15 protein-coding genes and 1 pseudogene are annotated in these 22,162 nt (G+C 68.5%); 6 read left to right on the top strand and 10 right to left on the bottom strand.

The window, feature by feature from the left end; translation table 11 throughout:
* Positions 1-76: 76 nt before the first annotated feature.
* The gene (locus tag OE647_RS12520; RefSeq protein ID WP_263722076.1) at positions 77-1,435 is read left to right on the top strand and encodes a formimidoylglutamate deiminase; all 1,359 of its coding nucleotides are present in this window, start codon (positions 77-79) and stop codon (positions 1,433-1,435) included.
* A gap of 21 nt (positions 1,436-1,456) precedes the next feature.
* Here OE647_RS12520 and OE647_RS12515 read toward each other — a convergent pair whose 3' ends face one another.
* A complete protein-coding gene (locus OE647_RS12515; RefSeq protein ID WP_263722075.1) occupies positions 1,457-1,996 on the bottom strand; it encodes a HutD/Ves family protein in 540 nt (179 codons plus the stop codon).
* 73 nt (positions 1,997-2,069) lie between these two features.
* Here OE647_RS12515 and OE647_RS12510 point away from each other — a divergent pair, with 73 nt between their 5' ends.
* Together OE647_RS12510 and OE647_RS12505 are read left to right on the top strand one after the other, a co-directional pair.
* A complete protein-coding gene (locus OE647_RS12510) occupies positions 2,070-2,795 on the top strand; it encodes a GntR family transcriptional regulator (protein ID WP_263722074.1) in 726 nt (241 codons plus the stop codon).
* Between the two features lie 78 nt (positions 2,796-2,873).
* A pseudogene (locus OE647_RS12505) lies at positions 2,874-3,479 on the top strand (phytanoyl-CoA dioxygenase family protein).
* 256 nt (positions 3,480-3,735) lie between these two features.
* Here the strand turns inward: OE647_RS12505 and OE647_RS12500 are convergent.
* Positions 3,736-4,962, bottom strand: coding sequence for a urate hydroxylase PuuD (locus OE647_RS12500; protein ID WP_263722073.1), 1,227 nt, complete (start codon positions 4,960-4,962; stop codon positions 3,736-3,738).
* A gap of 116 nt (positions 4,963-5,078) precedes the next feature.
* Between OE647_RS12500 and OE647_RS12495 the strand changes: the two genes are divergently transcribed.
* Entirely contained in the window at positions 5,079-6,011 is a 933-nt protein-coding gene (locus OE647_RS12495; protein WP_263722072.1) for a LysR family transcriptional regulator, read from the top strand.
* Between the two features lie 15 nt (positions 6,012-6,026).
* On the opposite strand, the gene OE647_RS12490 is transcribed toward OE647_RS12495, so the two are convergent.
* From OE647_RS12490 to OE647_RS12470, 5 genes are all read right to left on the bottom strand, one after another.
* Positions 6,027-7,355 (bottom strand): sigma-54-dependent transcriptional regulator, encoded by a 1,329-nt coding sequence (locus tag OE647_RS12490; RefSeq protein ID WP_263722071.1) that lies wholly within the window; start codon positions 7,353-7,355, stop codon positions 6,027-6,029.
* Entirely contained in the window at positions 7,352-9,103 is a 1,752-nt protein-coding gene (locus tag OE647_RS12485) for a sensor histidine kinase (RefSeq protein WP_263722070.1), read from the bottom strand. The genes OE647_RS12490 and OE647_RS12485 overlap by 4 nt, the downstream gene beginning before the upstream one ends.
* Positions 9,104-9,204: 101 nt before the next feature.
* Positions 9,205-9,570 (bottom strand): DUF1850 domain-containing protein, encoded by a 366-nt coding sequence (locus tag OE647_RS12480; protein WP_263722069.1) that lies wholly within the window; start codon positions 9,568-9,570, stop codon positions 9,205-9,207.
* Positions 9,567-11,660 carry a TRAP transporter permease gene (locus tag OE647_RS12475; RefSeq protein WP_263722068.1) on the bottom strand — a complete coding sequence of 698 codons (2,094 nt, stop codon included), beginning with the start codon at positions 11,658-11,660 and terminating at the stop codon, positions 9,567-9,569. Before OE647_RS12475 ends, OE647_RS12480 begins: the two co-directional genes overlap by 4 nt.
* Before the next feature lie 69 nt (positions 11,661-11,729).
* A complete protein-coding gene (locus OE647_RS12470; protein ID WP_263722067.1) occupies positions 11,730-12,695 on the bottom strand; it encodes a TAXI family TRAP transporter solute-binding subunit in 966 nt (321 codons plus the stop codon).
* A gap of 325 nt (positions 12,696-13,020) precedes the next feature.
* On the opposite strand from OE647_RS12470, the gene OE647_RS12465 reads away from it, so the two are divergent.
* Positions 13,021-13,818 (top strand): crotonase/enoyl-CoA hydratase family protein, encoded by a 798-nt coding sequence (locus OE647_RS12465; protein WP_263722066.1) that lies wholly within the window; start codon positions 13,021-13,023, stop codon positions 13,816-13,818.
* A 38-nt stretch (positions 13,819-13,856) separates the two neighbouring features.
* Here OE647_RS12465 and OE647_RS12460 read toward each other — a convergent pair whose 3' ends face one another.
* A complete protein-coding gene (locus tag OE647_RS12460; RefSeq protein WP_263722065.1) occupies positions 13,857-16,391 on the bottom strand; it encodes a DUF3131 domain-containing protein in 2,535 nt (844 codons plus the stop codon).
* Positions 16,392-16,562: 171 nt separating this feature from the next.
* Between OE647_RS12460 and OE647_RS12455 the strand changes: the two genes are divergently transcribed.
* Positions 16,563-19,916 (top strand): glycosyltransferase, encoded by a 3,354-nt coding sequence (locus tag OE647_RS12455; protein ID WP_263722064.1) that lies wholly within the window; start codon positions 16,563-16,565, stop codon positions 19,914-19,916.
* 18 nt (positions 19,917-19,934) lie between these two features.
* Here OE647_RS12455 and OE647_RS12450 read toward each other — a convergent pair whose 3' ends face one another.
* Both OE647_RS12450 and OE647_RS12445 read right to left on the bottom strand, forming a co-directional pair.
* Entirely contained in the window at positions 19,935-20,564 is a 630-nt protein-coding gene (locus OE647_RS12450) for a hypothetical protein (protein WP_263722063.1), read from the bottom strand.
* 285 nt (positions 20,565-20,849) lie between these two features.
* Positions 20,850-22,091 carry an extracellular solute-binding protein gene (locus OE647_RS12445; protein WP_263722062.1) on the bottom strand — a complete coding sequence of 414 codons (1,242 nt, stop codon included), beginning with the start codon at positions 22,089-22,091 and terminating at the stop codon, positions 20,850-20,852.
* Positions 22,092-22,162 lie beyond the last annotated feature (71 nt).

Here is a 22,162-nt window from a genome sequence, read left to right as displayed (position 1 = left end):
ATGTCTCGGTTTTCCGGTTGCCGAGTCGGCTTTTATGAGTTTATACGATATATGTCTAGACATAATGGAGCAAGCGATGATCTTCGCCAAACGGGCGCTCTTGCCTTCGGGCTGGGCTGGAAACGTGCGGGTGACAGTGGAGGAGGGGCGCATTGCGGCGGTTGCCGCGGGGACCGCCCCGGCGCCGGGCGACGTGGCCGTGGACACGCTTTTGCCCGCGCTTTCGAACCTGCATTCCCACGCCTTCCAGCGCGCCATGGCGGGCATGACCGAATACCGCGCCGCGGGGCGGGAAAGCTTCTGGACCTGGCGTGATCTCATGTACCGGTTCCTCGACCGGTTGACGCCGGAGCAGGTGGAGGTCATCGCCGCCCAGGTGCAGGTCGAGATGCTGGAGGCGGGCTACGCCGCGGTGGGGGAGTTCCACTATGTCCACCACCAGCCCGGCGGCGCGCCCTATGACGATCCTTCGGAGCTTTCGGCGCGGATCATGGCCGCGGCGGCGGAAACCGGGATCGGATTGACCCATCTGCCCGTGCTTTACAGCTACGGCGGGGCCGGGAAGGCGCCGCTGGCGGGGGGGCAGCTACGCTTCGGCAATGACGTCGCGGGGTTCGCCCGGCTCTTGGAGGCCGCACGTGGCGCGGCGCGGGATCTGCCCGCCGACACGGTCGTCGGTATCGCCCCCCACTCGCTGCGCGCGACCTGCCCCGAGGATCTGGCGCAGGCGATCCCGCTGGCACAGGGCGCGCCCATCCACATCCACATCGCCGAACAGCCGCGCGAGGTCGCGGAAATCGGGGACTGGCTGGGCGCGCGGCCGGTCGAATGGCTGCTGGCGAACGCGCCGGTGGATGCCGGATGGTGCGCCATACATGCTACCCATATGGCCGCCGGGGAAACCGCCGCGCTGGCGCGGTCGGGGGCCGTCGCCGGGCTTTGCCCGATTACCGAGGCGAACCTGGGCGACGGCCCCTTCAACGGCCCGGGCTGGATCGCCGCCGGGGGCGCCTTCGGGCTTGGATCGGATTCGAACGTCCGCATCTCATTGACCGAGGAGCTTCGCACGCTCGAATACTCTCAGCGCCTGCGGGACCTCGCGCGCAACGTCCTGGTGCCCGAGGCCGGGTCGGTGGGCACGTTCCTTTACCAGGCTGCGGCCAGCGGGGGCGCGCGCGCCTGTGGCCGGGACGCGGGGACGATCGCGCAGGGCCGTCTGGCCGACCTTGTCGCGATCGACAGCGGCCATGCCACGCTCTGCGCCCTGAACGAGGCGCAGCTTCTGGACGGGCTTTGCTTCGCGGCGCCTGACGGGGTCGTGACCGATGTCTGGGCTGCCGGGCGCCATCAGGTCCGCGGGGGGCGTCACGTCGCGCGCGACGCGATTGCCGGACGCTACCGCCGCGCCGTTGCCGAGCTTGTCGCCGGGGCCTGATCTCGCCCGCGCGTCCTGCGGTCAGGACGGCGCGAAGCGGACCAGCAGGGCAGCGATACCGGCCGGGCATTCGACATGCCCGGCCTCGAACTGCGCAACGCCGAGCGTCGGCAGCGTGACGCCATCGACCGAAACGCCGGATGCGAGCGCGAGACAGGCATAGAAATGCCCCGGCGCCAAGGGATAGTCCGATCGGCCCATGGGTGGCTGTTCGACATGCGCGGAAAGCCAGGCGGGATCGTAGATCACGTTGAAATCGCGAACCGGCCCGTCGATCAGCCGGGACCGCACCGGCGTGTCGCCGGAAAAGGCTACCGGGGCGAGGGGCAGCGCGTCCAGCCGCCCCTCGGGCGTGTGCAGATGCAGACCCGCGCCCTCGATCACCGTCAGGACGCGCGCCAGCCCCGGAAAGGCAGAGAACGGCCCGTCGGTTCCGACCTCCGCGATCGAGAGCCGCCAGAGCAGCCCCGCCCCGTGGTCCTCGCGCGCGATCTCATGGGTGACACCGCTGCCGTTCTTCCAGGGCTGGGTGTCGAAATCCTCAGGGGCGAATATCCGCATTTGCGCACCGATTCTGCTTAGGTCTATACATATGAAACAGCTTCACCGGCAAAATCCAGAAGTCAGATCCGCGATGCCCGCCGACCAGACGCCAGACCCTTCCGGGGGCGACAAGATATCCTTCCGCGACGTGAAGGCCGAGATCCGTCGCCGGATCGAGCGGCGGATCTGGGGGCCGGGCGACCTGGTTCCCGGCGAGATCGACCTGGCCGAGGACTTCGGCTGCGCGCGAGCGACGGTCAACCGGGCGATGCGAGAACTGACCGAGGAAGGGCTTCTGGAACGCAAGCGCAAGGCCGGGACGCGGGTGCGCGCGATGCCCCTGCGCCAGGCGCGGTTCGAGATCCCCCTGGTGCGCGCGGAAATCACCGCCATGGGTGCGGCCTATCACTACGCCCTTCTTTCGACGCAGACCGTGCCCGCCCCGGACTGGCTGCGCGACCGCCTTGGGCTTCGCGCCGGCGCCCGCGCGCTGCATCTGCGCTGTCTGCATTCGGCCGACGGGCGGCCCTACCAGTTCGAGGATCGCTGGATCAACCTGCAGGCCCTGCCGCAGGCTGAAACTGCGGACTTCGCCCTGCAAGGGCCGAACGAATGGCTGGTGCAGGCGGTCCCCTATTCGGAGGTTGAGATCAGCTTCCTGGCCGCGGCGGCGACCGTCGATGTCGCGGCCGCCCTGGGTATCGAGCCCGGCGAGCCGACCTTCACGGCCGAGCGGACGACCTGGTGGCAGAGCCGCGCGATCACCCATGTGCGGCTGAGTTTCGCCCGCGGCTACCGCATGACGACGCGATATTGACATAGGCGGGGAAGCCCGGCGCAAGGCGTGCCGTCGGCTGCGCATTCGGTGGTCGAAGATCTCGAGCGCGACGGTGCGGTGCCGGTCCGGGGGCTTTGAACGGATTGGGCCGACGTGCTTCGCGCCGGGGGCGAGCGCAACTTGGCCAAGCCCGGCCCCTCTGCCGCCGAGAACCTCAAGCCCGGCGAGGGCGGGCGGTTCTTCGATGACGACTGCCACTGGACCCGGATCTCCGAGTTCCGGGAGGTGATCGGGAATTCCGAGGTGGCAACGGTGGCCGCGCGCCTGATGCGGCGGGACACGGTGCAAGTGTTTCACGACCACGTCCTGATCAAGGGACCGGGAACGGCGAAGTCCACGCCCTGGCACTAGGACGGCCCCTGTTACTTCGTCAAGGGCAGCCAGACGGTCAGTTCCTGGTCGCCCCTCGACCCGGTCCACGAGGCGCCGCTGCGCTGTGCCGCCGGATCCATCGCTGTCCGAAGGAGGCCTTGCCCAAGCGCTGGCGCGCGGAAACCGATTTCCACCCCGACCAGGAGGCCTATATGCGCCGTTCCCGGCGCGGACGCCCATTGCGTCCAACGGCCCGGGCGCACCTCTCCGCCTTTTCCGGGCCATGAGATGCAGCCCGGCCAGCGCCTGCGGGAAGACTGGTTCCCCCACCTGATGCGCGTCGCCGTCTGAGGGCGGCGCTTCGGCGTAAGCGGTTGGATCAGTGTGCGTTTCGAAACGCGCGCGCCCAGCCATCGCCTTGCGGTGCGGCGAGAGGCTTCGCCGCTAGGCTTATGAAAATTTAAGATCAGATAATCCAATGCGAGGCACATTTACGCCTCGCAAAAAGGATATGAGGCCGGAAAAGGAAATCATTAGGTCTATTGCCGCGCTCGCGGCAGCAGCGGTCCCCGGCCCTTTGTCGTTATGGCGCGTTCGGTCTGTCGTCTCAGCCCGCCGCGCCGCGATACCAGGCGACGATCTTCGCCCGCTCCTCGGGTTCGATATAGGACACATTGGCGGGCGGCATGGCGTGGCTGGCCCCGGCCTGCACATAGATCTCCCGCGCCCAGTTGGCGACCTGAACCGGGGTCTCGAGGATGACGCCCTTGGGGGCCCAAGGGATGCCGTCATAGGCGGGCTCCGCCGCGTGGCACATCGAGCAGCGGCCAAGGACGATGTCCGAAACCTCCTCGAAATGCTCGGCCGCGGCGAACCTCTGCCCCGCCGGGGTCAGCTCCACCGTCTCGCTGTCCTCGGCCCGGAACATCGGCGCGGTGGACAGCCAGGCGACGGTCAGGAACAGGACCACCGTTGCCGCCCAGGTCCAGGTCGGGCTGCCTTTGCGGGCGTGGCGGGTGTTGAACCAGTGCCGGATCGTGACCCCCATCAGGAACACGAGGCTGGCGAGGATCCAGTTGTACTCGGTCGCGAACGCCAGCGGGTAGTGGTTCGACAGCATCATGAAGATGACAGGCAGCGTCAGGTAGTTGTTGTGGGTCGAGCGCAGCTTGGCGATCTTGCCGTATTTCGGGTCGGGTGCCCGGCCCGCGATCAGGTCGGCGACCACGACCTTCTGGTTGGGAATGATGACCATGAAGACGTTGGCGGACATGATCGTCGCGGTGATCGCGCCAAGATGCAGCAGTGCCGCGCGGCCGGTGAAGACCTGCGTGTAGAACCAGGCCAGCGCGACCAGGATGAGGTAAAGCAGCACCATCAGCGCCGTCGGGTTATCCCCCATCGGCGACTTGCAGAGCGTGTCGTAAAGCAGCCAGCCCACCGCGAGCGAGGCCAGCGAGATGCCGATCGCCTGCCAGACCGGAATGTCGAGCACATTGGGATCGACCAGGTAAAGGTCGGCGCCCAGGTAGTAAACGAGGCAAAGCAGTGCGAAGCCCGAAAGCCAGGTCGCGTAGCTTTCCCATTTGAACCAGATCAGGTCCGAGGGCATCGTTTCCGGCGCCACGAGGTACTTCTGGATATGGTAGAAGCCGCCGCCGTGGACCTGCCATTCCTCGCCATCCGCGCCGGAGGCGAGGTTGCGGTCGCGGTGCAGGCCAAGGTCGAGCGCGATGAAGTAGAAGCTTGACCCGATCCAGGCGATGGCCGTGATCACGTGCAGCCAGCGCACGGCGAATTCGAGCCATTCGCTCAGGACGATGAAGTCGTACATGCCAGATCCCTCCGCGGCTTTGGGCTTTACGCTATACCGAAAGCGATCTTCCTGATAATCCTTTGAATGCCGCAGAACTTTCAAAGATACCCAAAGAATGCGGCGGGAGGGCGCGGATGTCCTATGTCAACAACCTGAAGATGTTCGTCCGGGTCTATGAACTGGGCAACATGAGCGCGGCCGCGCGGGACCAGCGCACCTCTCCGGCCGTCGCATCGGCCCGGATCGCGGATCTGGAACGGCATCTCGGGATACGGCTTTTCAACCGCACCACGCGGCGGCTGAAGCCGACCGAGAACGGGCGGCTTTTCTACGAGGGCGCGCGCAAGGTGCTTGACGCCATCGATGAGGCCGAGGCGGCGGTCATGACCTCGACCCAGAACCTCAGGGGCACGATCTTCGTGGCCGCTCCCCTGGGCGTCGGGCGGCGTTTCATCGCCTCACATGTCCCGTCCTTCAAGGATCAGTATTCGCAGATCGACGTGCGGCTGCGGCTGTCGGACCGGATGATCGACGTGATCGGCGAGGGGCTCGACATGGCCTTCCACCTTGGCATGCTTGAGGACAGCACGCTGAAGATGCGCCTTGTGGCCGATTGCCCGCGCATCCTTTGTGCCGCCCCCTCCTACATCGCGCGGCGTGGCGATCCGGCGGACGGGGAGGCGCTGATCCGCGACGGCCACGCCTGCCTGAACCTGCGCTTCCCCGGCGCGCGTGAATTCCAGTGGACGCTGGTCACCGCAGAGGGCCCGCGCCGCTACGACGTTTCCGGCCCGTTCGAGACCGACGACGGCGACGTGCTGACGGGGTGGGCTCTGGATGGGCGGGGCATCATCCTCAAGCCGATCTTCGAGGTGGCCGAGCATCTGCGCGAGGGCCGCCTGGTTCCGGTCGCGCGGGCAACCCCGCCGCTGCCGGTGCAGCTGACCTGCCTGACCCAGCACCGGCGCCTGCGCGATCCCAAGATCCGCGCCTTTACCGATTTCATCATCGCCCGCTGCAAGGCCGATCTGGCCCGCGCGACCGAGGGGCTGGAACTGGCGTCGTAGCCGGCCGGGGCGGTCCTAGCCCCTCAGCCCGAAGCGCTTCGCCTTGTCGTTCAGCGTCCGCCGCGGCAGCCCCAACGCCCGCGCGGCAAGCTCGCTGTTGCCCTTGAAGCGCTCCAGCGCGGCCCGGATCTCGCGCGCCTCGAAGCTGGCTACACGCTCGGCCAGCGTCCCCGGTGCCGCGGGCATCGCCTCGCCCCCCGAGGGGATCGGCCGCCCGATGCCAAGCGCGAAGGCCTCCGCCGCGGCCTTGAGTTCACGCACATTGCCCGGCCAGGCATGGGAAAGGAGCGCGCGGCGCTCCGAAAAGCCAAGCTCCGGCAGATCGCGCCCGTAGCGGCGGGCGGCAAGTCGGGCGTAATGGGCGAAGATCAGGACGATGTCCTGCCCCATCGCGCGCAGGGGTTCGGTCGCGATATCCGCGCCGGCAAGCCGCCAATAAAGGTCCGACCGGAAGCCCCCCGCGCGCACCAGCGCGGCCAGGTCGGTCTTGGAGGTCGCGACGATCCGCAGATCGAGCGGACGCAGGCGGTTTTCGCCCAGCCGCTCGATCTGGCGTTCCTGGAGCGCCCTGAGAAGCTTGGATTGCAGGGCGATGGGCATCGCCTCGATCTCGTCCAGGACAAGTGTTCCGCCGTTCGCGGCCTCAAGCTTGCCGGTCTTGTCCTTCACCGCGCCCGGAAAGGCGCCGGCGGCGTGGCCGAACATCTCGATCTCGAAAAGCGCCTCGGGAAGGGCGGCGCAGTTGACCCCGACGTAAGGCCCGCCGACCCGTCCGCCCTGGGCGTGAAGCGCGCGGGCCACCAGCTCCTTGCCGGTGCCGGTCTCTCCGGTGATCACGACATCGACGTCCAGCGGCGCCAGCGCCGCGATGCGCTTGCGAAGGGCATCCATGGCCGCGCTGCCGCCAAGGATCTCATGGCTTTCACGGGCCTGCACCAGGTCTTGAAGCCGCGCGAGTTCGTTGCGCGCGGCCCCGCTGGCAAGCGCGCGGGCCAGCACCGCCAGCAGATGCGCGGCGTCATAGGGTTTTTCCAGGAAATCCTCGGCGCCCGCGCGCATGGCGCGGACGGCGTGCTGTACGTCGCCGTGGCCGGTCAGCATGACGACCGGCATGGCGTGACCTTCGGCCCTGAGCGCCGCCATCAGCGCCATCCCGTCCATTCCGGGCATCCGGAGGTCGGTGAGGACGGCGTCGGGCGCGGCCTGGCCTGCGGCCGCCAGCGCCTCCTTGCCCGACGACAGGCCAATGGCGGCATGGCCCGCTGCCTCGACCAGGTCTACAAGTGCCGCCAGGTGATCAAGGTCGTCGTCCACCACATGGATCATCGCCTTCGCGCCCGTCATGCCGCGTCCTCCTTCCGGTCATCTTCCACGGGCGGCAAGCTGACCTTGACCTCCGTCCCGAGGCCGGGGGGCGACTGGATCTCCATCCGGCCGCCGAATTCCTCCACGATCTCGCGCGAGATGGAAAGGCCCAGCCCCAACCCCTCGCCGCCGGTCTTGGTGGAAAAGAACGGCTCCCAGACCTGCGAAAGGCGGTCGGCCGGGATGCCGGGGCCGGTGTCGAGGACCGAAAGCACCGGGCCGGGTCCAAGCCGCAGCTGAACCGTGCCGCCATTCTCGGCCACGGCGTCGAGCGCATTGAGAAGCAGGTTCACGCAGACCTGTTCCATCCTGACGGGACCGACGCGCGCGCGAAGGGGGGCGTCGCTCCCCGTGACCTGCGGCGTGACACCCAGCGTTCGTGCGCGGGGCGCCACGATCTCAAGCGCATTTGCAACGACCTGGCGCAGATCGACGATCTCGGGCGTCGAAGGGGCGCGGCGGCCGAAGGACTTGAGGTTCTTGACCGTGCGCTGCATGCGCCGGATCAGGCCGCGCGCGGTCTCGATCCGCGGGCCGGTGCGGGTGTCCCCTTCGGGCAGGGTCAGGTCCGCGGCGGCCAGCGTCGCCTCCATCGCGGCGAGCGGCTGGCTGACCTCATGAACGATCGCCGCCGACATGCGGCCGAGGGCGGCCATCTTGGCCGACTGGATCAGGCTGTCTTGCGCCGCGCGCAGGTCTGCCTCGGTGCGCTTGCGCGCTTCCACCTCCCGCGCCAGATCGGCGGTGCGCTCGGCCACCTGGGTTTCGAGCATGGCGGACTGGCGCAGCCGGAGTTGTGTCAGCTCGTGCCGCTGGCGCCAGATCTTCACCGTTCCGGTCAGAAGTGCGGCAACCAGCGCCGCCGCCGCCGCCCAGAGCCGTGCCGAGGCGCGCACGGGCGCGAGCGGCGCGGCGGCCAGCAGCGTCCAGCCCTCCCGCGCGATGGGCGCGCTGCGCAGGCGCATGGGCGCGCCCTCGGCGTCCTGGATGGTTCCGGCTTGCAACAACGGCGCGGCCGTATCGAGCGCGGCCCCGTCGTAGGTGCGCGCCGAGGTCAGCGCCGTCAGTGCCCCGGCGGGAAGCGGCGACAGCGGCCGGTAAAGCCAGTCGTCCACGCCCGACAGGAAGATCACCCCGTCCCGGTCGGCGACGGCGGTCGCAAGCTCGGCGCTGCGCCAGGTGTCCTGGAGCGACTGAAGCTCGATCTTGACGACAAGGACGCCGGTCGTCCCGCCCGGCGCATCGATGCGCAACGACTGGAAGTAGCCCGCCCGCCGTGTCGTCGCGCCGATGCCGTAATAGGTCCCCCGGCCCGAGGCGAGGGCGCGCTTGAAGTAGGGGCGGAAGTCGTAGCGCTGGCCGACGAAGCTTTCCGGCGTGTTCCAGTTCGACGCGGCGACGGTCAGGCCGGTCGCGTCCATCAGGTAAAGCTGGTCCGCGCCGCTATGGCCCGCGATCGCCTCAAGATAGCGGTTCGCGGTGTCGATCGCCTGCGCGTCGCGCGGCGCCCCGACGGCCGCCCGGATGCGCGCATCCTCCGCCGCGATGTCGGGCAGCGGGCGCAGCCGCTCGATCTCGGACTCCACGGCGCGGGACGACAGGATCAGCGAGCGGTCCAGTTGCGTGTCGAGATCGGCCAGAAGGACGCGTTCGGCCATCGCATAGGCGATGAGCGCCGCCGCAAGCCCCACGGCCGCCAGAAGGCCAAGCACGCGCAGGCCGGTCATGTCGGGGCGGCCGCCTTGCGCTGGCGTCGGGGGGCGGGGAGGCGGGTTCTCATTCATCCAGAAAGACCCAAACGCGCGGGTTGCGCAATGAAAAGCGGCGCTCAGGGCGCGGGGCAGGGCGCCAGATGCAACGCCGCCCCGGGGGCGGCGCCAAGCTCATGGCATTCGACCGCCGAACAGAGCCGCCAGGCCGAGATCGTCGCGCCCGAAGCCGCCAGTAACAGTTCGGCCTGCGGCGGCAGGTCGGGCCGCCAGACCCACCAGCCGTCCTCAAGCACCGCGCCCTCGCCCGGCTCCATCCCGGCACCGGACCCTTTCACCATCGCCCGGTCCAAATGCAACGCGCCGCCCTCGACGTGCCACTCCTCCCTCCAGGCGGTCTTTTCGACCGAGTGCGTCCATTCGAGCGTGAAGGACGACGCAGGCAGGGCCAGCATCAGCGCCCCGGCCATCAGGCAAGCGGTCATGCCGCGGGCACCTTGGCCCGCGTCAGCCACAGACGAAGCGCGAAGGCCGCGGCCAGGATGAAGCCTGCCTCATCCGTCAGGGGCAGGGCGGCGATCAGGGTGAAGGCCGCGGCCATCGCCAGCGCGCGTTCCCACAGCGCGAGCGGCCGGCCCAGCCACCCGATGACCGCCGCGCCCCAGAACCCGATGGAGATCACGGCCTTCGCGACCACATAGGCAACGGCCGGGATAAAGCCCACCGCCTCGGCCAGCGGGCCGCCGGGTTGCAGCATCAGCGCCGGGGTATAGACCGCCATGAAGGGGATCACGAAGCCCGCCGCCGCGATCTTCACCGCGTTGAGCGAGATCTTCAGCCCGTTTTCCTTGGCGATGGGGGCCGCCGCGAAACAGGCCAGCGCCACCGGCGGCGTCAGGTCGGCGAGGATGCCGAAGTAGAAGACGAACATGTGGCTGACGATCAACGGCACGCCCAGCCCCAGAAGTGCCGGCCCCGCGATCGAGGAGGTGATGATGTAGTTCGGGATCGTCGGGATCCCCATGCCCAGAACGATGCAGGTCAGCATGGTCAGCACCAGCGACAGGAACAGCGACTTGTCGCCCACGCTGACGATGAACTGCCCGAAGGTGTTGGCCGCCCCGGTCAGGGTCATCGTCCCGATGATCACGCCGACAAGCGCGCAGGCTACACCCACCGGGATCGCGGTGCGCGCGCCGTCTGCCAGACTGTCGCGGCACAGGATCAGCGTCTCCCGCCCGCCCTTCGACAGGGCGTTCCAGGCGATCAGCGCGGCGATGGCAATCGCGACGATGCCGATGCCGAGCTTCAGCGACGTGGCCGCCAGCAGCCCCAGCCCGATCCAGAACAAGATCCTGATCCAGCCCTCCGGCAGACCCAGCGCGGCCGAGGCCCCAAGGATCAGCACCAGCGTCAGCGCCAGCCCCGTGGTGCCCGCGAAAAGCGGCGTATAGCCCGAGAACAGAAGGTAGACGAGGGCCGCCAGCGGGAAAAGCAGGTGCCAGCCGTCCTTCACCGCCCGCAGGGGCGAGGGGAGTTCGGACCGGGCCAACCCGGTCAGACCGGCGCGGCCGGCCTCCAGATGCACCATCCAGAAGGCGGAGCCGAAATAGAGAATCGCGGGGATCACGGCGGCCGTGACGACCTCCACATACTCCACGCCCAGCGTCTCGGCCATGATGAAGGCGACGGCGCCCATCACCGGGGGCATGAGTTGCCCCCCCATCGAGGCCGTGCTTTCGACCCCTCCGGCAAAGGCGGGCCGGTAGCCGAAGCGCTTCATCAGCGGGATCGTGAACTGGCCCGTGGTGACCACGTTGGCGACGCCCGAGCCCGAGATCGTGCCCATCAGCCCCGAGGACAGTACGGCGACCTTGGCCGGGCCGCCGATCTTGTGCCCGACAAGCCCCATGGAGACATCGGTGAACAGCTTGATCATCCCGGCCTTTTCCAGGAAGGCGCCGAAGAGGATGAACAGGAAGATATAGGTCGAGGAGACATAGACCGGGATGCCGTAGATCCCCTCGGTCCCGTAGGCCATGTGATCGACGACCTGCGCGAAGTCGTAGCCGCGATGGTTGAGCGGCGAGGGCAGGTGCTGGCCGAAGAAGCAGTAGGCCAGGAACGTCCCGGCGATGATCGGCAGGGCAGGCCCCATCAGCACCCAGGCGGCGGCAAAGACCAGGAAAAGCGCGATCACACCCAGCACGACGTCGCGCCCAAGGGGATCGCCCGCCCGCATCAGAAGCGGCACGTATTCCCACCATTGATACCCCGCCACGACCACCGCGGCGAGCGCCGCGATCCAGGCAAGCGTCAGGGCGATCGGGCCGCGATTGCCGACCAGGGCGATCAGCGGAAAGGCCAGAAGCCCCAGGAATCCGACATGGATCGCCCGCGTCACCTGGCTTGGCATGTCGAGGAAATGCGCGGCGGTCGCGATCTGGAACAGGGAAAAGACCACCGCGATCCAGAACAGGAGCCTTCCCTGCGCCCCTTTCGGAAAGCCCGCGGCAAGCGGGTCGTGCAGGGCGTGATCAAGCGCGGCGTCGCGCGCGGCTGTCTGTGGGCGCATCCGGTATCCTCCCCGAAACCGAAGGCGGCGGGCGCGCGGTCGGCGCACCCGCCCTGGTACAGGCTGGCCTCAGAGCAGGCCTGCTTCCTTGTAGTAGCGTTCAGCGCCGGGGTGGAGCGGGACCGGCATGCCCGACAGTGCCCCTTCGAGGGTGATGCCGCCTGCCGCCTTGTGGGCCGCGACAAGCTCCGGCAGGTTTTCGAACATGAGCTTGGTCATCATGTAGACGGCCTCCTCGGGCACGCCCTCGTGCGTGACGAAGAAGTTGCGCACCGCGAGCGTTGGCACATCCTCGGTCTGGCCCTCGTAGGTGCCCGCCGGGATCGTCGCGGCCTCATAGGGGGCGCCGAGCGTCTCGGCGATCTCGGCCGGGATCGAGACGATCGTGGTCGGCATCGAGGTCGACAGGTCCTTGATCGAGGCCACGCCCAGCCCTGCCGACTGCAAGGTCCCGTCGAGCTGGCGGTTCTTCATCAGTTCGACCGATTCCGCGAAGGGCAGGTACTCGGTCTTGGCCATGTCGTCGTAGCTCATCCCCGCGGCGGCGAAGATCGCGCGGGCGTTCAACTCGGTTCCCGACTTGGGCGCCCCGACCGACATGCTCTTGCCCTTGATGTCGGCAAGCGTCTTGATCCCGCTCTCGGCGGCGGCGGCGATCTGGATGTAGTTCGGATAGGCCGCGGCCACCCCGCGGATACGGTCGAGCGGCTGGGCGAAGCCAACGTCGGCATTGCCGTCCCAGGCGTGCTTCACGCTGTCGCCGAGCGCCAACGCCAGTTCGCCCTTGGCCTTCTGCAAGAGGTTCAGGTTCTCGACGCTGGCCTTGGTCGATTGCACCTGCGTGCGCGCATCCGCGATGTTGTCGCCGTAAAGCTTCGAAAGCGCGACGCCGAGCGGGTAGTAGACCCCCGACGTGCCGCCGGTCAGGATATTGATGAATTCCTCGGCCCGGGCCGCCATCGGCAGTGCGGTCGCGGAAACGGCGGCCGCGGCGCCGACGCAGAAGCTGCGCCGCGTCGTCTTGAGTTCGTTCATGAGATCCTCCTCCGATCTTCGCACACGGCTTTCCGCACGGAAGCGTGTCCATGGCACCGAAGCCTAGCGCGCGATCGCCATGAGGCAAGCGCCAGCAGGCTGCACGGCCGAGTTGGCGGGCAAGGCCTTGCCCGCGTCAAGGCGGAACCTTGCCTGAGTGGGAGCCCCTGCCCCCTGCGCCGCTCCGCGTCGGTCGAAATCCGACCCGCCGATTGGGCTGAGCGCGTTTGTGACGCAGCGTAAGGGCGCGCGCCGCATTGATCGGGGCCGTTGCGTTCTGGCAGGGTGCGCGCGCTCCGACGTGGAGGCCGAATTGGAGGATGCGATGCAAGCGATCGAGGATCTGGGACTGCAAAACCTGAAGGTCGAGGTGGACGACGAGGGAATCGCGACCGTCAGCCTGAACCGGCCCGACAAGCGCAACGCGCTGAACGCCGCGACGGTGGAGGAGCTCGTCTCGCTCTTCACGCTCCTGCCGCGCACCGGGGTCAAGGCCGTCCTCCTGCGGGCCGAGGGCACGCATTTCTGCGCCGGCCTGGACCTGGTCGAACATCACCGCGAGGACCGCAGCCCGGCCGAATTCATGCACATCTGCCTGCGCTGGCACGAGGCCTTCAACAAGATGGAATACGGCGGCATCCCCGTCATCGCCGCGTTGAAGGGCGCGGTAGTGGGCGGCGGGTTGGAGCTTGCCTCCTCCGCGCATGTCCGGGTCGCCGATGCGAGCACCTATTTCGCGCTGCCCGAGGGGCAGAGGGGCCTTTTCACCGGCGGCGGTGCCACCATCCGCGTGGCCGATCTGGTCGGCAAGGCGCGGATGATCGACATGATGCTCACAGGCCGTGTCTACAAGGGCGAGGAGGCGATGGCGGTGGGCCTCTGCCAGTACCTCGTCGAGGATTCCGAGGCCAAGGCGATGGAGCTTGCCCGCGCGGCGGCGCAGAACCCGCCGCTCACGAATTTCGCGATCTGTTCGGCGATCAGCCACATGCAGAACATGTCGGCGCTTGATGCCGCCTATGCCGAGGCCGTCGTGGCGGGCATTGTCAACACCCAGCCTGCCTCGCGCGGCCGACTTGAGGCCTTCGCCAACAAGACCGCGGCGCGGGTGCGGCCGGACTAGGGTGCATTGCCGGGACAGGGGGGTAATCGTACCGCCCCCTAGTCAAAGCGCGGCTTCCGGCCCCTGAGGATGTAGCTGATCGCCTGCAGCATGATGCCGTTGGTGTTCACGTCGACATAGCCGTTCATCGGCTCGCCCGTGGCCGAGAAGACGCCCGGGCAGAAGCCCGCGCCCTCGATGCGGGCGCGGTCCCGCACATGGCGCGCGAGCCGGAAGGAAAACGCGCCGGGGCGGGTGGCGGCCCAAAGATAGGCCGCCTTGGTGTTCACGAGCCGCACCGCGCGCCAGAAGCTCTCGTCCTGCCATTCGCTGCCACTGTCGAGCGTCTGAACCACCCAAGGGTGGTCCGGCGTGGCAAGGCTCAGGCCCTGGTACATGAACCAGGGCGCCCGGTCGAGCGGGGCCTCCGACACGCAGATCAGGTCCCCGGTCGCTTCGTATCCGCGGCGCTGGCGGTCCAGCAGCAGGTCGGCCAGAAACGCGCTTGGTTCCGAGAACGGCATCTCCACCCCTTCCAGCAAAAGCGGCTCGGCGCCGAAAGGGCCGATGGCGCGCACCCGCTCCATCAGCCGCATCCGGCGGTCGGCAACCGGACCGTCCTCCGCGATCATGTAGGGGGACTGGACCGGGAAGCCCCAGTGGAAGAAAGCGCGGGCGGTGTAATGGCTGCAGTGGGTCTCTGACTGATCGACGAAGCGGCCCTTGATGACCGAGTTCGCCCGGCCACCCGGGATGATCGCATCGAGGTCCCAGCGACCGACCGCCTCGGCGGCAAGCCCGCGCGTCAGGGGATGCGCGTCGACCTCACGCAGCACGCTGAGCAGGCGACCGGTGTCGCAAGCGTTGAAATCGTTCGAAAGCGCCGCGCCGCTGCGCACCGACACGACCGCCGCGGGCAGGCGCCTTGCGCTGATCCGGGCCGTGGGGATCGCCGCGACGATCCTGGCGGTCCGGGCGGCATAGTCGTCATCGCCGATCAGCCCAAGTTCCTGCGCCGCCATGAGCGCGGCCAGAAGGCTCGCCAGATCCCACATCGTCAGTTCCTGATGCAGGTAGGTCGTCCCGTCGGATTCATGCGCGGTCGCGATGCAGAGCCCGCTGGCCGCATTCGAGTATTTCTCGAAGAACTGCCAGGCAAGGCGGGCATCGGCCAGAAGCTCCTCGCGCGAAAGGTCGCCCTGCGGGTCGGGGGCGGGGGGCGCCCGCTCGGTGTCCCGCAGGATTGCGAACAGGCGGTCGGGCTCCTGGGTTGCGGCCATATGATCGGGCAGATCGCCGAGGACCGCGCCGCCCGCATCGACAAGCCCATCCAGTTGGGCCAGCGTGGCCTGCCGCGCTTCCTCCGTTGCATAGGCCGTCTTGTCCAGCGTCAGGATGAGATCGCGCGCCTGTGTTGCGTTTCCTTCGCTCAGCGCATCGGTAAGGGTCAAGGTGCCGGTCCGCAAGGGGCCGTCGCCGTCGAAAGCGGGCCAGGCACCCGGCCCGATGAGGAGGTCGAGACCAAGGGCGAGGTCTGGCGGCAGTGCTCCGGCGACCGCCCCCAGGGCGCAGGAGACCCCGGCTTCGTTCGCGGCCTTGAACCAAGGGAGGGCCTTCGCCGCATCAGCCCCGTCGAGCGCGAGGCAGGCGTCCGGCCCGTCACCCTCCCACGGCCGGCCCGCGACCGAGAACGCAAGGCCGCGTGCGCCAAGCGCCCCTTGCATCGCCTCAAAGGCCTGTCCGGCTGCCGCGTCCCCCGGGGTGGGGCGGATCAGAAGCAGCGCGATGCGGCGCGGCTGGGCTGCGGCGAACCAGCCGATCTGGTCGCGAGGCAGGGACACGAAACGGCGGTTGGCCTGCACCGCCTGCGCGATGGCGCCCACCACCTCTTCGGAGCGTCGACGCAGGTCCTGCACCGGGATGCCTTCGGCGCCGGAGACGTCGATCACCATTGCCACCGCGTCTTTGGTGGCGAGCGCCCGTGTCGTCCACCGGCCGCAGTCCTGCGTGCCCGTTAGATCCAGCCGCGCCGCGCCCGACATGCAGATCATCCGCATGGCGCAGCCGGTCGAGGTCGTGGCACCGCCCGGGCCGGTCCCGGTGTCGATGACCTGCCGGACGCCGAGCGCGCGCAGGGCGTCGAGATTGGCCGTCCCCACGCCCTTGGTCGCCACGCTCAGCGGGGGCGGCGATACCGGCCCCGGTGCCAGCAACTGGCGCAAGCTTGCCAGCGCCTCGCTTGCCGTGCGGCGCCGGAAGTAGGTTGACTGGCCAGCCAGACCCGGAATCTCCGGCACCGGTTCGACCAGTTCGGGAAAGCGCGTGACCAGATGGCGCACCAGGGTTCCGGCGTCCTCAGGCAGGGCACCCTCGGACCCCGCGCCCATCGGCAGCACAAGCGCGACCGGGACGCTGGCGACGAGCAGCGGTTCAAGCACGGCTTCCAGCGTGGCGGATGTCGTCGCCGGGCCGATCCCCTCGATCAGGACGAAGAGGGGTGCGGGCGCGCTTTCGGCCCGCGCGGGACGGCCCAGAAAGGGGGCGGCGATCCCCGGCAGAGACCATCTGAGCAAGGTTCGGCGATCAATGTCCATCGGCGCTCGGCAATCCCGTCCCTGCGGCGGCTATCTGCGCCCCGCTCTCCCTCGAACGGCGGTGCGCTGCGTCATTTGTATAACTGTTCTCGCCCCTTGCTTTGATATAGCACAGACAGAGGCGCCGACCAGCGTGCAGTGCGACCGCAAGCCCCGGCGGAGGAGATGCGCATGGCGCAAAGCAAACACGGTCTGCGCGCGCGCCTGCGCTCCCGAAGGCGAAATCCGGTATTCCTGGACGCAGGTACGACGCGGGCGCGGGTGGTGAAAGGCGCGGCCGCGCTCTCGTTCGTGATCGCGCTGGCCTGGGCGGCGGCCTTCGCGCTCAACCTTTACTACGTCCGGATCTTGCCGGAGACGGACCTAGTCGTGGGCGCGACCGGGCAGGGCGCTTCGCCCCAAGGGGCGGCGGACATGGTTGTCCAACCGACCTGCACCGGCGATCCGATTCCGCCCGGGGCGGACCTGGTCGGCGCGCGTGGCTGGGGCACGGCGGCCTATCTGCGGGTCTGGCCGGACGCATCGCTGGCCGCGCTTGCGCCCAACTGCGGGCGCCTTGACCAGGTGCTGGCGGAGTGGCTGCGGATCGACCTGCGCGCCCGGACAGTGGAGTGGCTGGGTGAGGCGCGCTCCGACGCGCCGCTGCGTGCCCTTGCGGGCACGGCACCCGCGACGCGCCTCGAACTTGTCGCGCGGATCGAACTACCTTCCGCCTTTTCGCTCAGCGCCGGGGCGCTGGAGGACGCGGAGGCCCGGCGCGCGATCCTTGACGCCCTGACCGGAAAGCTTGCGGGCGGGCCTTACGCGGGCCTTTGCCTTTATCCCGAAGGCTATGCGGATATTCACCGCGAGGGCCTGCGCGCGTTCCTGGCGGACCTGCGAACGCGCCTGCCGGCTGGAAAGACGACCTGCCTGATCGCCGAAGCCGAGGGCGCGCTGTGGCGCGACCCGGCGATCACGGCCGCTGTGGACAGCGTCGTGCTTCAGGCCTTTCGCCTGCCCGACAGCACCTCCGCCCCCGAGGCGCTGGCCCCGCAACCGTGGTTCGAGACGCTGATCGCCGAGGCGAGGGAGGTCATCGGGCCGCAAAGGCTTCGCATCGCGCTGGGCGCATTCGGGCGCCAGTGGATCGATGGCAGGTTGGACCCGATCCCGCTGTCCTATGCCGATACGATGGACCTTGCGACGCGCAACGCCTCGACCCTCGGCTTCGCGCCGCCTGACCTGAATACGCACATCGCCTTCGATGATGCTGCGGGCGCGCGCCGGGAGATCTGGCTGCTCGACGCCCCGTCGCTCAGAAACCAGATCTCAATGCTTGAGGCGCTCGCGCCCGCGGGCATCGTGCTCTGGACCGCGGGGCTTGAGGACCCTGGTGTCTGGCCATTCCTGGCCAAGGGCGCGCCGCCCGTCCGCGCCGCCGACATCGAGGCGGTGCGGCTGAAGGATTTCGTCGCCTATGAGGGGGAAGGCCCCTTCCGCCGGACCCTGCGCGCGGCGGCCGACGGCCAGCGGCAGCTTTACAGGGATACCGATACCGGGCTGGTCAGCGGTGTCTTCTACGATCCGCTGCCGCGGCCATTCCTGGTCGAGCGCTACGGCAAGCGCGAGGACAAGATCGTCGCGCTCACCTTTGACGACGGTCCCGATCCCGCCTATACGACTGCGATCCTCGATACGCTGAAGGCGCAAGCCGTGCCCGCGACGTTCTTCCTCGTCGGGACCGGGATGCTGCAGGAACCCGACATCGTGCGCCGCATGGTGGCGGAGGGGCACGAGGTCGGCTCCCACACCTTCTTCCATCCCGGCAACGATGCGATGAGCGAAGAGCGTCTGCGGGTCGAGCTGAACTCGGTCCAGCGCCTGCTGGCGAGCATCACCGGCCGGACGACCTACCTGTTCCGCATGCCCTATGGGCGCAGCGAGGGGCCGCTGACTGCCTTCGAAGCGGCTCCGATGCAGATCGTGGAGGGTATGGGTTATGTCGTCGCGGGGTCGGACATCGTGCCGCGCGACTGGGAGAACCTGAGCGCCGAAGAGATCGCCGAGGACGTGATGGCGGGTCTCACGACGCCGGGAAGCCAGGTCATCGTCCTTCATGACGCGGGCGGCGACCGATCCGCGACCGCCACCTCGGTCGGGCTGATCATCGACCGGCTGCGGGCCGAGGGGTACGGGTTCGTCCCGCTGTCCTCCCTGATCGGGCTGACGCGGGACCAGGTGATGCCGGAGGTCGGGCCGCGCTACGGCTTCCTCGACGACGTGGCCTTTGCCGTCATGGCCAGCGTCGGAAAGGTGCTTTACTGGCTCTTCTGGGGCGCGATCGTCTACGGGGTCACGCGTTCGTCGCTTGTTCTTGCGCTGGCGCTCCTGCGGCGTCGGCACCGTGCGCCTGACGGTGGGGCGCCGGTGTCGGTCACCGTGATCATCCCCGCGCTGAACGAGGAAAACGTGATCGTCGAGGGGGTGCAGGCGGCGCTTGCCTCGGACCACCCCGACCTGCGCGTGATCGTCGTGGATGACGGCTCGACCGACGACACCGCCAAGGTGGTGTCCGAGGCGTTCGGCGCCGATCCGCGCGTCTCGCTGATACGGCAGGCGAACGGCGGCAAGTGGAGCGCGATCAACGCCGCCTATACCCGCGTCGCGACCGAGGTCGTGGTGGCCGTCGATGCCGACACGCTGCTGCTGCCGGACGCGATCGGCCTGCTCGCGCGCCACTTCGCCGATCCTGCGGTCGGGGCGGTCGCCGGGAACGTCAAGGTCGGTAACCGCAGCGGCCTGCTGCCCTGGTTGCAAACGCTGGAATATGTGACGGCCCAGAACATCGACCGCCGTGCGGCCGAGCGGTTGAACGCCATGCTGGTCGTGCCGGGTTCGATCGGGGCCTGGCGCGTCTCTGCCGTGGCCAGGGCCGGGCTTTATTCGGGCGACACCATCACCGAGGACGCCGACCTGACCGTCGCGGTCCTGCGCGCGGGCTACCGCGTGGTCTTCGAGGAGCGCGCCCAGTCGCGGACCGAGGTGCCCGAGACGGTGCGCGCCTTCCTGCGGCAGCGCCTGCGCTGGACCTTCGGGATGATGCAGACGGCCTGGAAGCACCGGCGCGCCGCGGCCACGGCGCCGGGCGCGGGGCTGTTCTCCATCCCCGACCTGTTCCTGACGGGGGTGGCGCTGGGGCTGCTCGCCCCGGTCGCCGATTTCGTGTTCCTCTGGGCGCTTGTCGATGCCGCGCGGGGTTGGGCATCGGGGGAACTGCCCACCATGGCAGGGCGCGACCTGCCGATCCTGCTGGGCTGGCTGGCGCTTCCCGCGACCGATCTTGTCTTCATCCTCGTGGCGCTGCTGTTCGAGCGGCGGGAAAGCAAGGCTCTGATCCTGTTCTTTCCGCTCTACCGGCTTGTCTACCGGCCGCTCCTCTACATCACCGTCTGGCGCGCGGTCGGGCGCGCGCTGGTCGGGCATGTGGCAGCCTGGGGCAAGCTGGTGCGTCGCGGAACCGCGCTCGGCCTCCCGCCGCGCTAACGCTCTGCCCGCAGGGCATCAGCCAAAGACGCGGCAGCCGTTCGCGGCGATTTCACCGGGCTCGACCGGCAGGTCGCGCGGCGGATTGAAGATCGCCTGCTGGACCGCCGTGATGCGGCGCGCGCAGGCGTCCGAGGCCTCGGGCGACTGCCCGCGCCCGCCGATCCAGATGTCGAGCCACGGGTGGCCGCGATGGCCGGTATGGCAGGGTCCGTCCTGGGGCTTGGCACCATCACCGCACACGTCCTCGACGATGGCGTACTTGCGCAGGCGCGGCAGGTAGAAGCGGCTTCCCGCCGGGTAGTCGAGCGACTGCCGGCCACCCTCGATCCGGTGTCCGACGGCGATCGTGATCGGGTCGGCCCAGGTGCCGGATCCACCCGCGCGCCGGTGCACGACAGGGCGCGCGATCGCGGAGGAGCCGGGCGGTGTATTATCCCAATAGGTGTAGCCGGTCAGGTAGATGGAGAAGTTTCGCGAGGCGGCCGCAGCGGCCTTGGTGACCTCGGGCGTCTGGGTTCGCGTCTGGGCGGGCGGCTCGGGCAGGCGCAGTTGCGCCCGCTGTGCCTGCGCATTGGTTTCGCCCAAGCATCCCGACAGTGTCAGAAAAGTTCCGAGGGTAAAGATCGCCGCCACGCTCTTGCGCATGTTCTGTCTCCCGTTTTCAACTTCCGACTGCGCCAGTTTCGGTCCTAGCAACAATTCGGGGCAAAAAATGGGCAGCCCGTCCCGTGAGGTGGTCGTCGGGCTGTGAACCCGGCGAGGTCGAAGGATGACCGACGTGCTGCCGTTACCCGTTTTGTGCCAAGATCGCGCCCGTCGCGAAGTCGGGACAGATATGGCGGGTTGAATATATGGAAAGGCCCGCCGGGTTGTGAAGGCGACGACACAAGAAGGTCCGACGCTGAGCGGAAAAGTTCCGAGAGGTGGCGATCAGTTGCCGATTGCCGCTGCTGCGGCGAGTGCCTCTTCGGGGGTTGCGCGGCCAAGAAGGGCGTCGCGGATCGCGGTCTGCAATGCCTCTGACAGGCCTTGGTAGCGTGGGGTCGCGGGCCGCGGGATCATGTCGCGAAGGGCGATTCGGCCGGCATCGACCAACGCGCGCTGGCCGGTGGTCACCGCAGGATCATCATAAGACGCCGCCCAGACCGGCAGGCTCGACTGCGCTTGGGCGTTCTGCTCTGCCGGGTTCGTAAGGAACGCGACGTAGTCCCATGCCGCGTCGGGGTTGGGGCTTCGCGCGGTGATCCCGAGGCCCATGGACCCATTGACGGCGGCGGACAGGCTGTGGCCCACCGCACCGGGTGCGGGGGCGATGCCGACGCTGCCCGCGACCCCACTGTCGCGGTGATTGTTCGAAAGCCGGTACATGTAGGACCAGTTGAGGGCGAAAGCCGCCTGGCCGCTTTCGAAGACGCGGCGCACGTCCTCGTCCTGAAACCCGATCGAGCCGGGATGCGCGAGGCCCGAGGCATGGCTTTCCACCATGTAGCGCAGCGCCTCGCCCGCCGCGCCGGGGTTCCCGGTGGTCGTTCCATCCGGCGCGAAGCGCCCGCCGAAGGCTGCGACCAGCGTCGTGAAGTCGCAGACGATCCCCTCGGTGCCGGCCCAGCCCCAGACCACGGGATGGTCAAGGATCCCCTTGTCCGCGATGATCCGCGCCTGTTCCAGGAGCGCCTCCCAGGTGGCGGGGGGCGCCGGGATGCCTGCGCGCGCCAGGATCTGCTTGTTGTAGAACAGGTACTTGGTGTCGAGCAGCCATGGCAGCCCATAGCTATGGCCCGCGTAATCGACCGTCGTCCAGGCGCCAGGCAGGATGCCCGCGCGCATCTCAGGCGTGATGCGCGCCGTCACGTCGAGGAGGATTTGGCGGTCCGCATACTCAGCGGGCCAGATCGCATCGAAGACCACCACGTCATAGCCCGTGCCGCTGTCGGTGGCGCCCAGCGTCAGATCCCTCAGATCCTCATATGGGGCGAAATCCAGCGTCACGCGCATCTCGGGATGGGCGGCGGTGAAACGCCCGGTCATTGCGCGGATTTCGGCATCGCCGTAGGCGCTCCCCTCCATGAAAAGCGCGCGAAGCCGCGTTTCGGCATGAAGCGGAAATGCGGCCCATGTGGCCAGAAAGATCAGGCCAAGCAACGTGGTCAGGGTCGTTCTGCGCTTGACCATCCGTCCTCTCCGCCCGGGGGCGACCGGGGCTTCGGCCGGCTGGGCGCCATGCGCTCCGCGTCGCGGGACCA

The sequence above is a fragment of the Albidovulum sediminicola genome (assembly GCF_025751575.1).
GTDB classification, from domain to species: Bacteria; Pseudomonadota; Alphaproteobacteria; order Rhodobacterales; family Rhodobacteraceae; genus Albidovulum; species Albidovulum sediminicola.
This window is presented reverse-complemented; position numbering and strand designations above follow the sequence as displayed.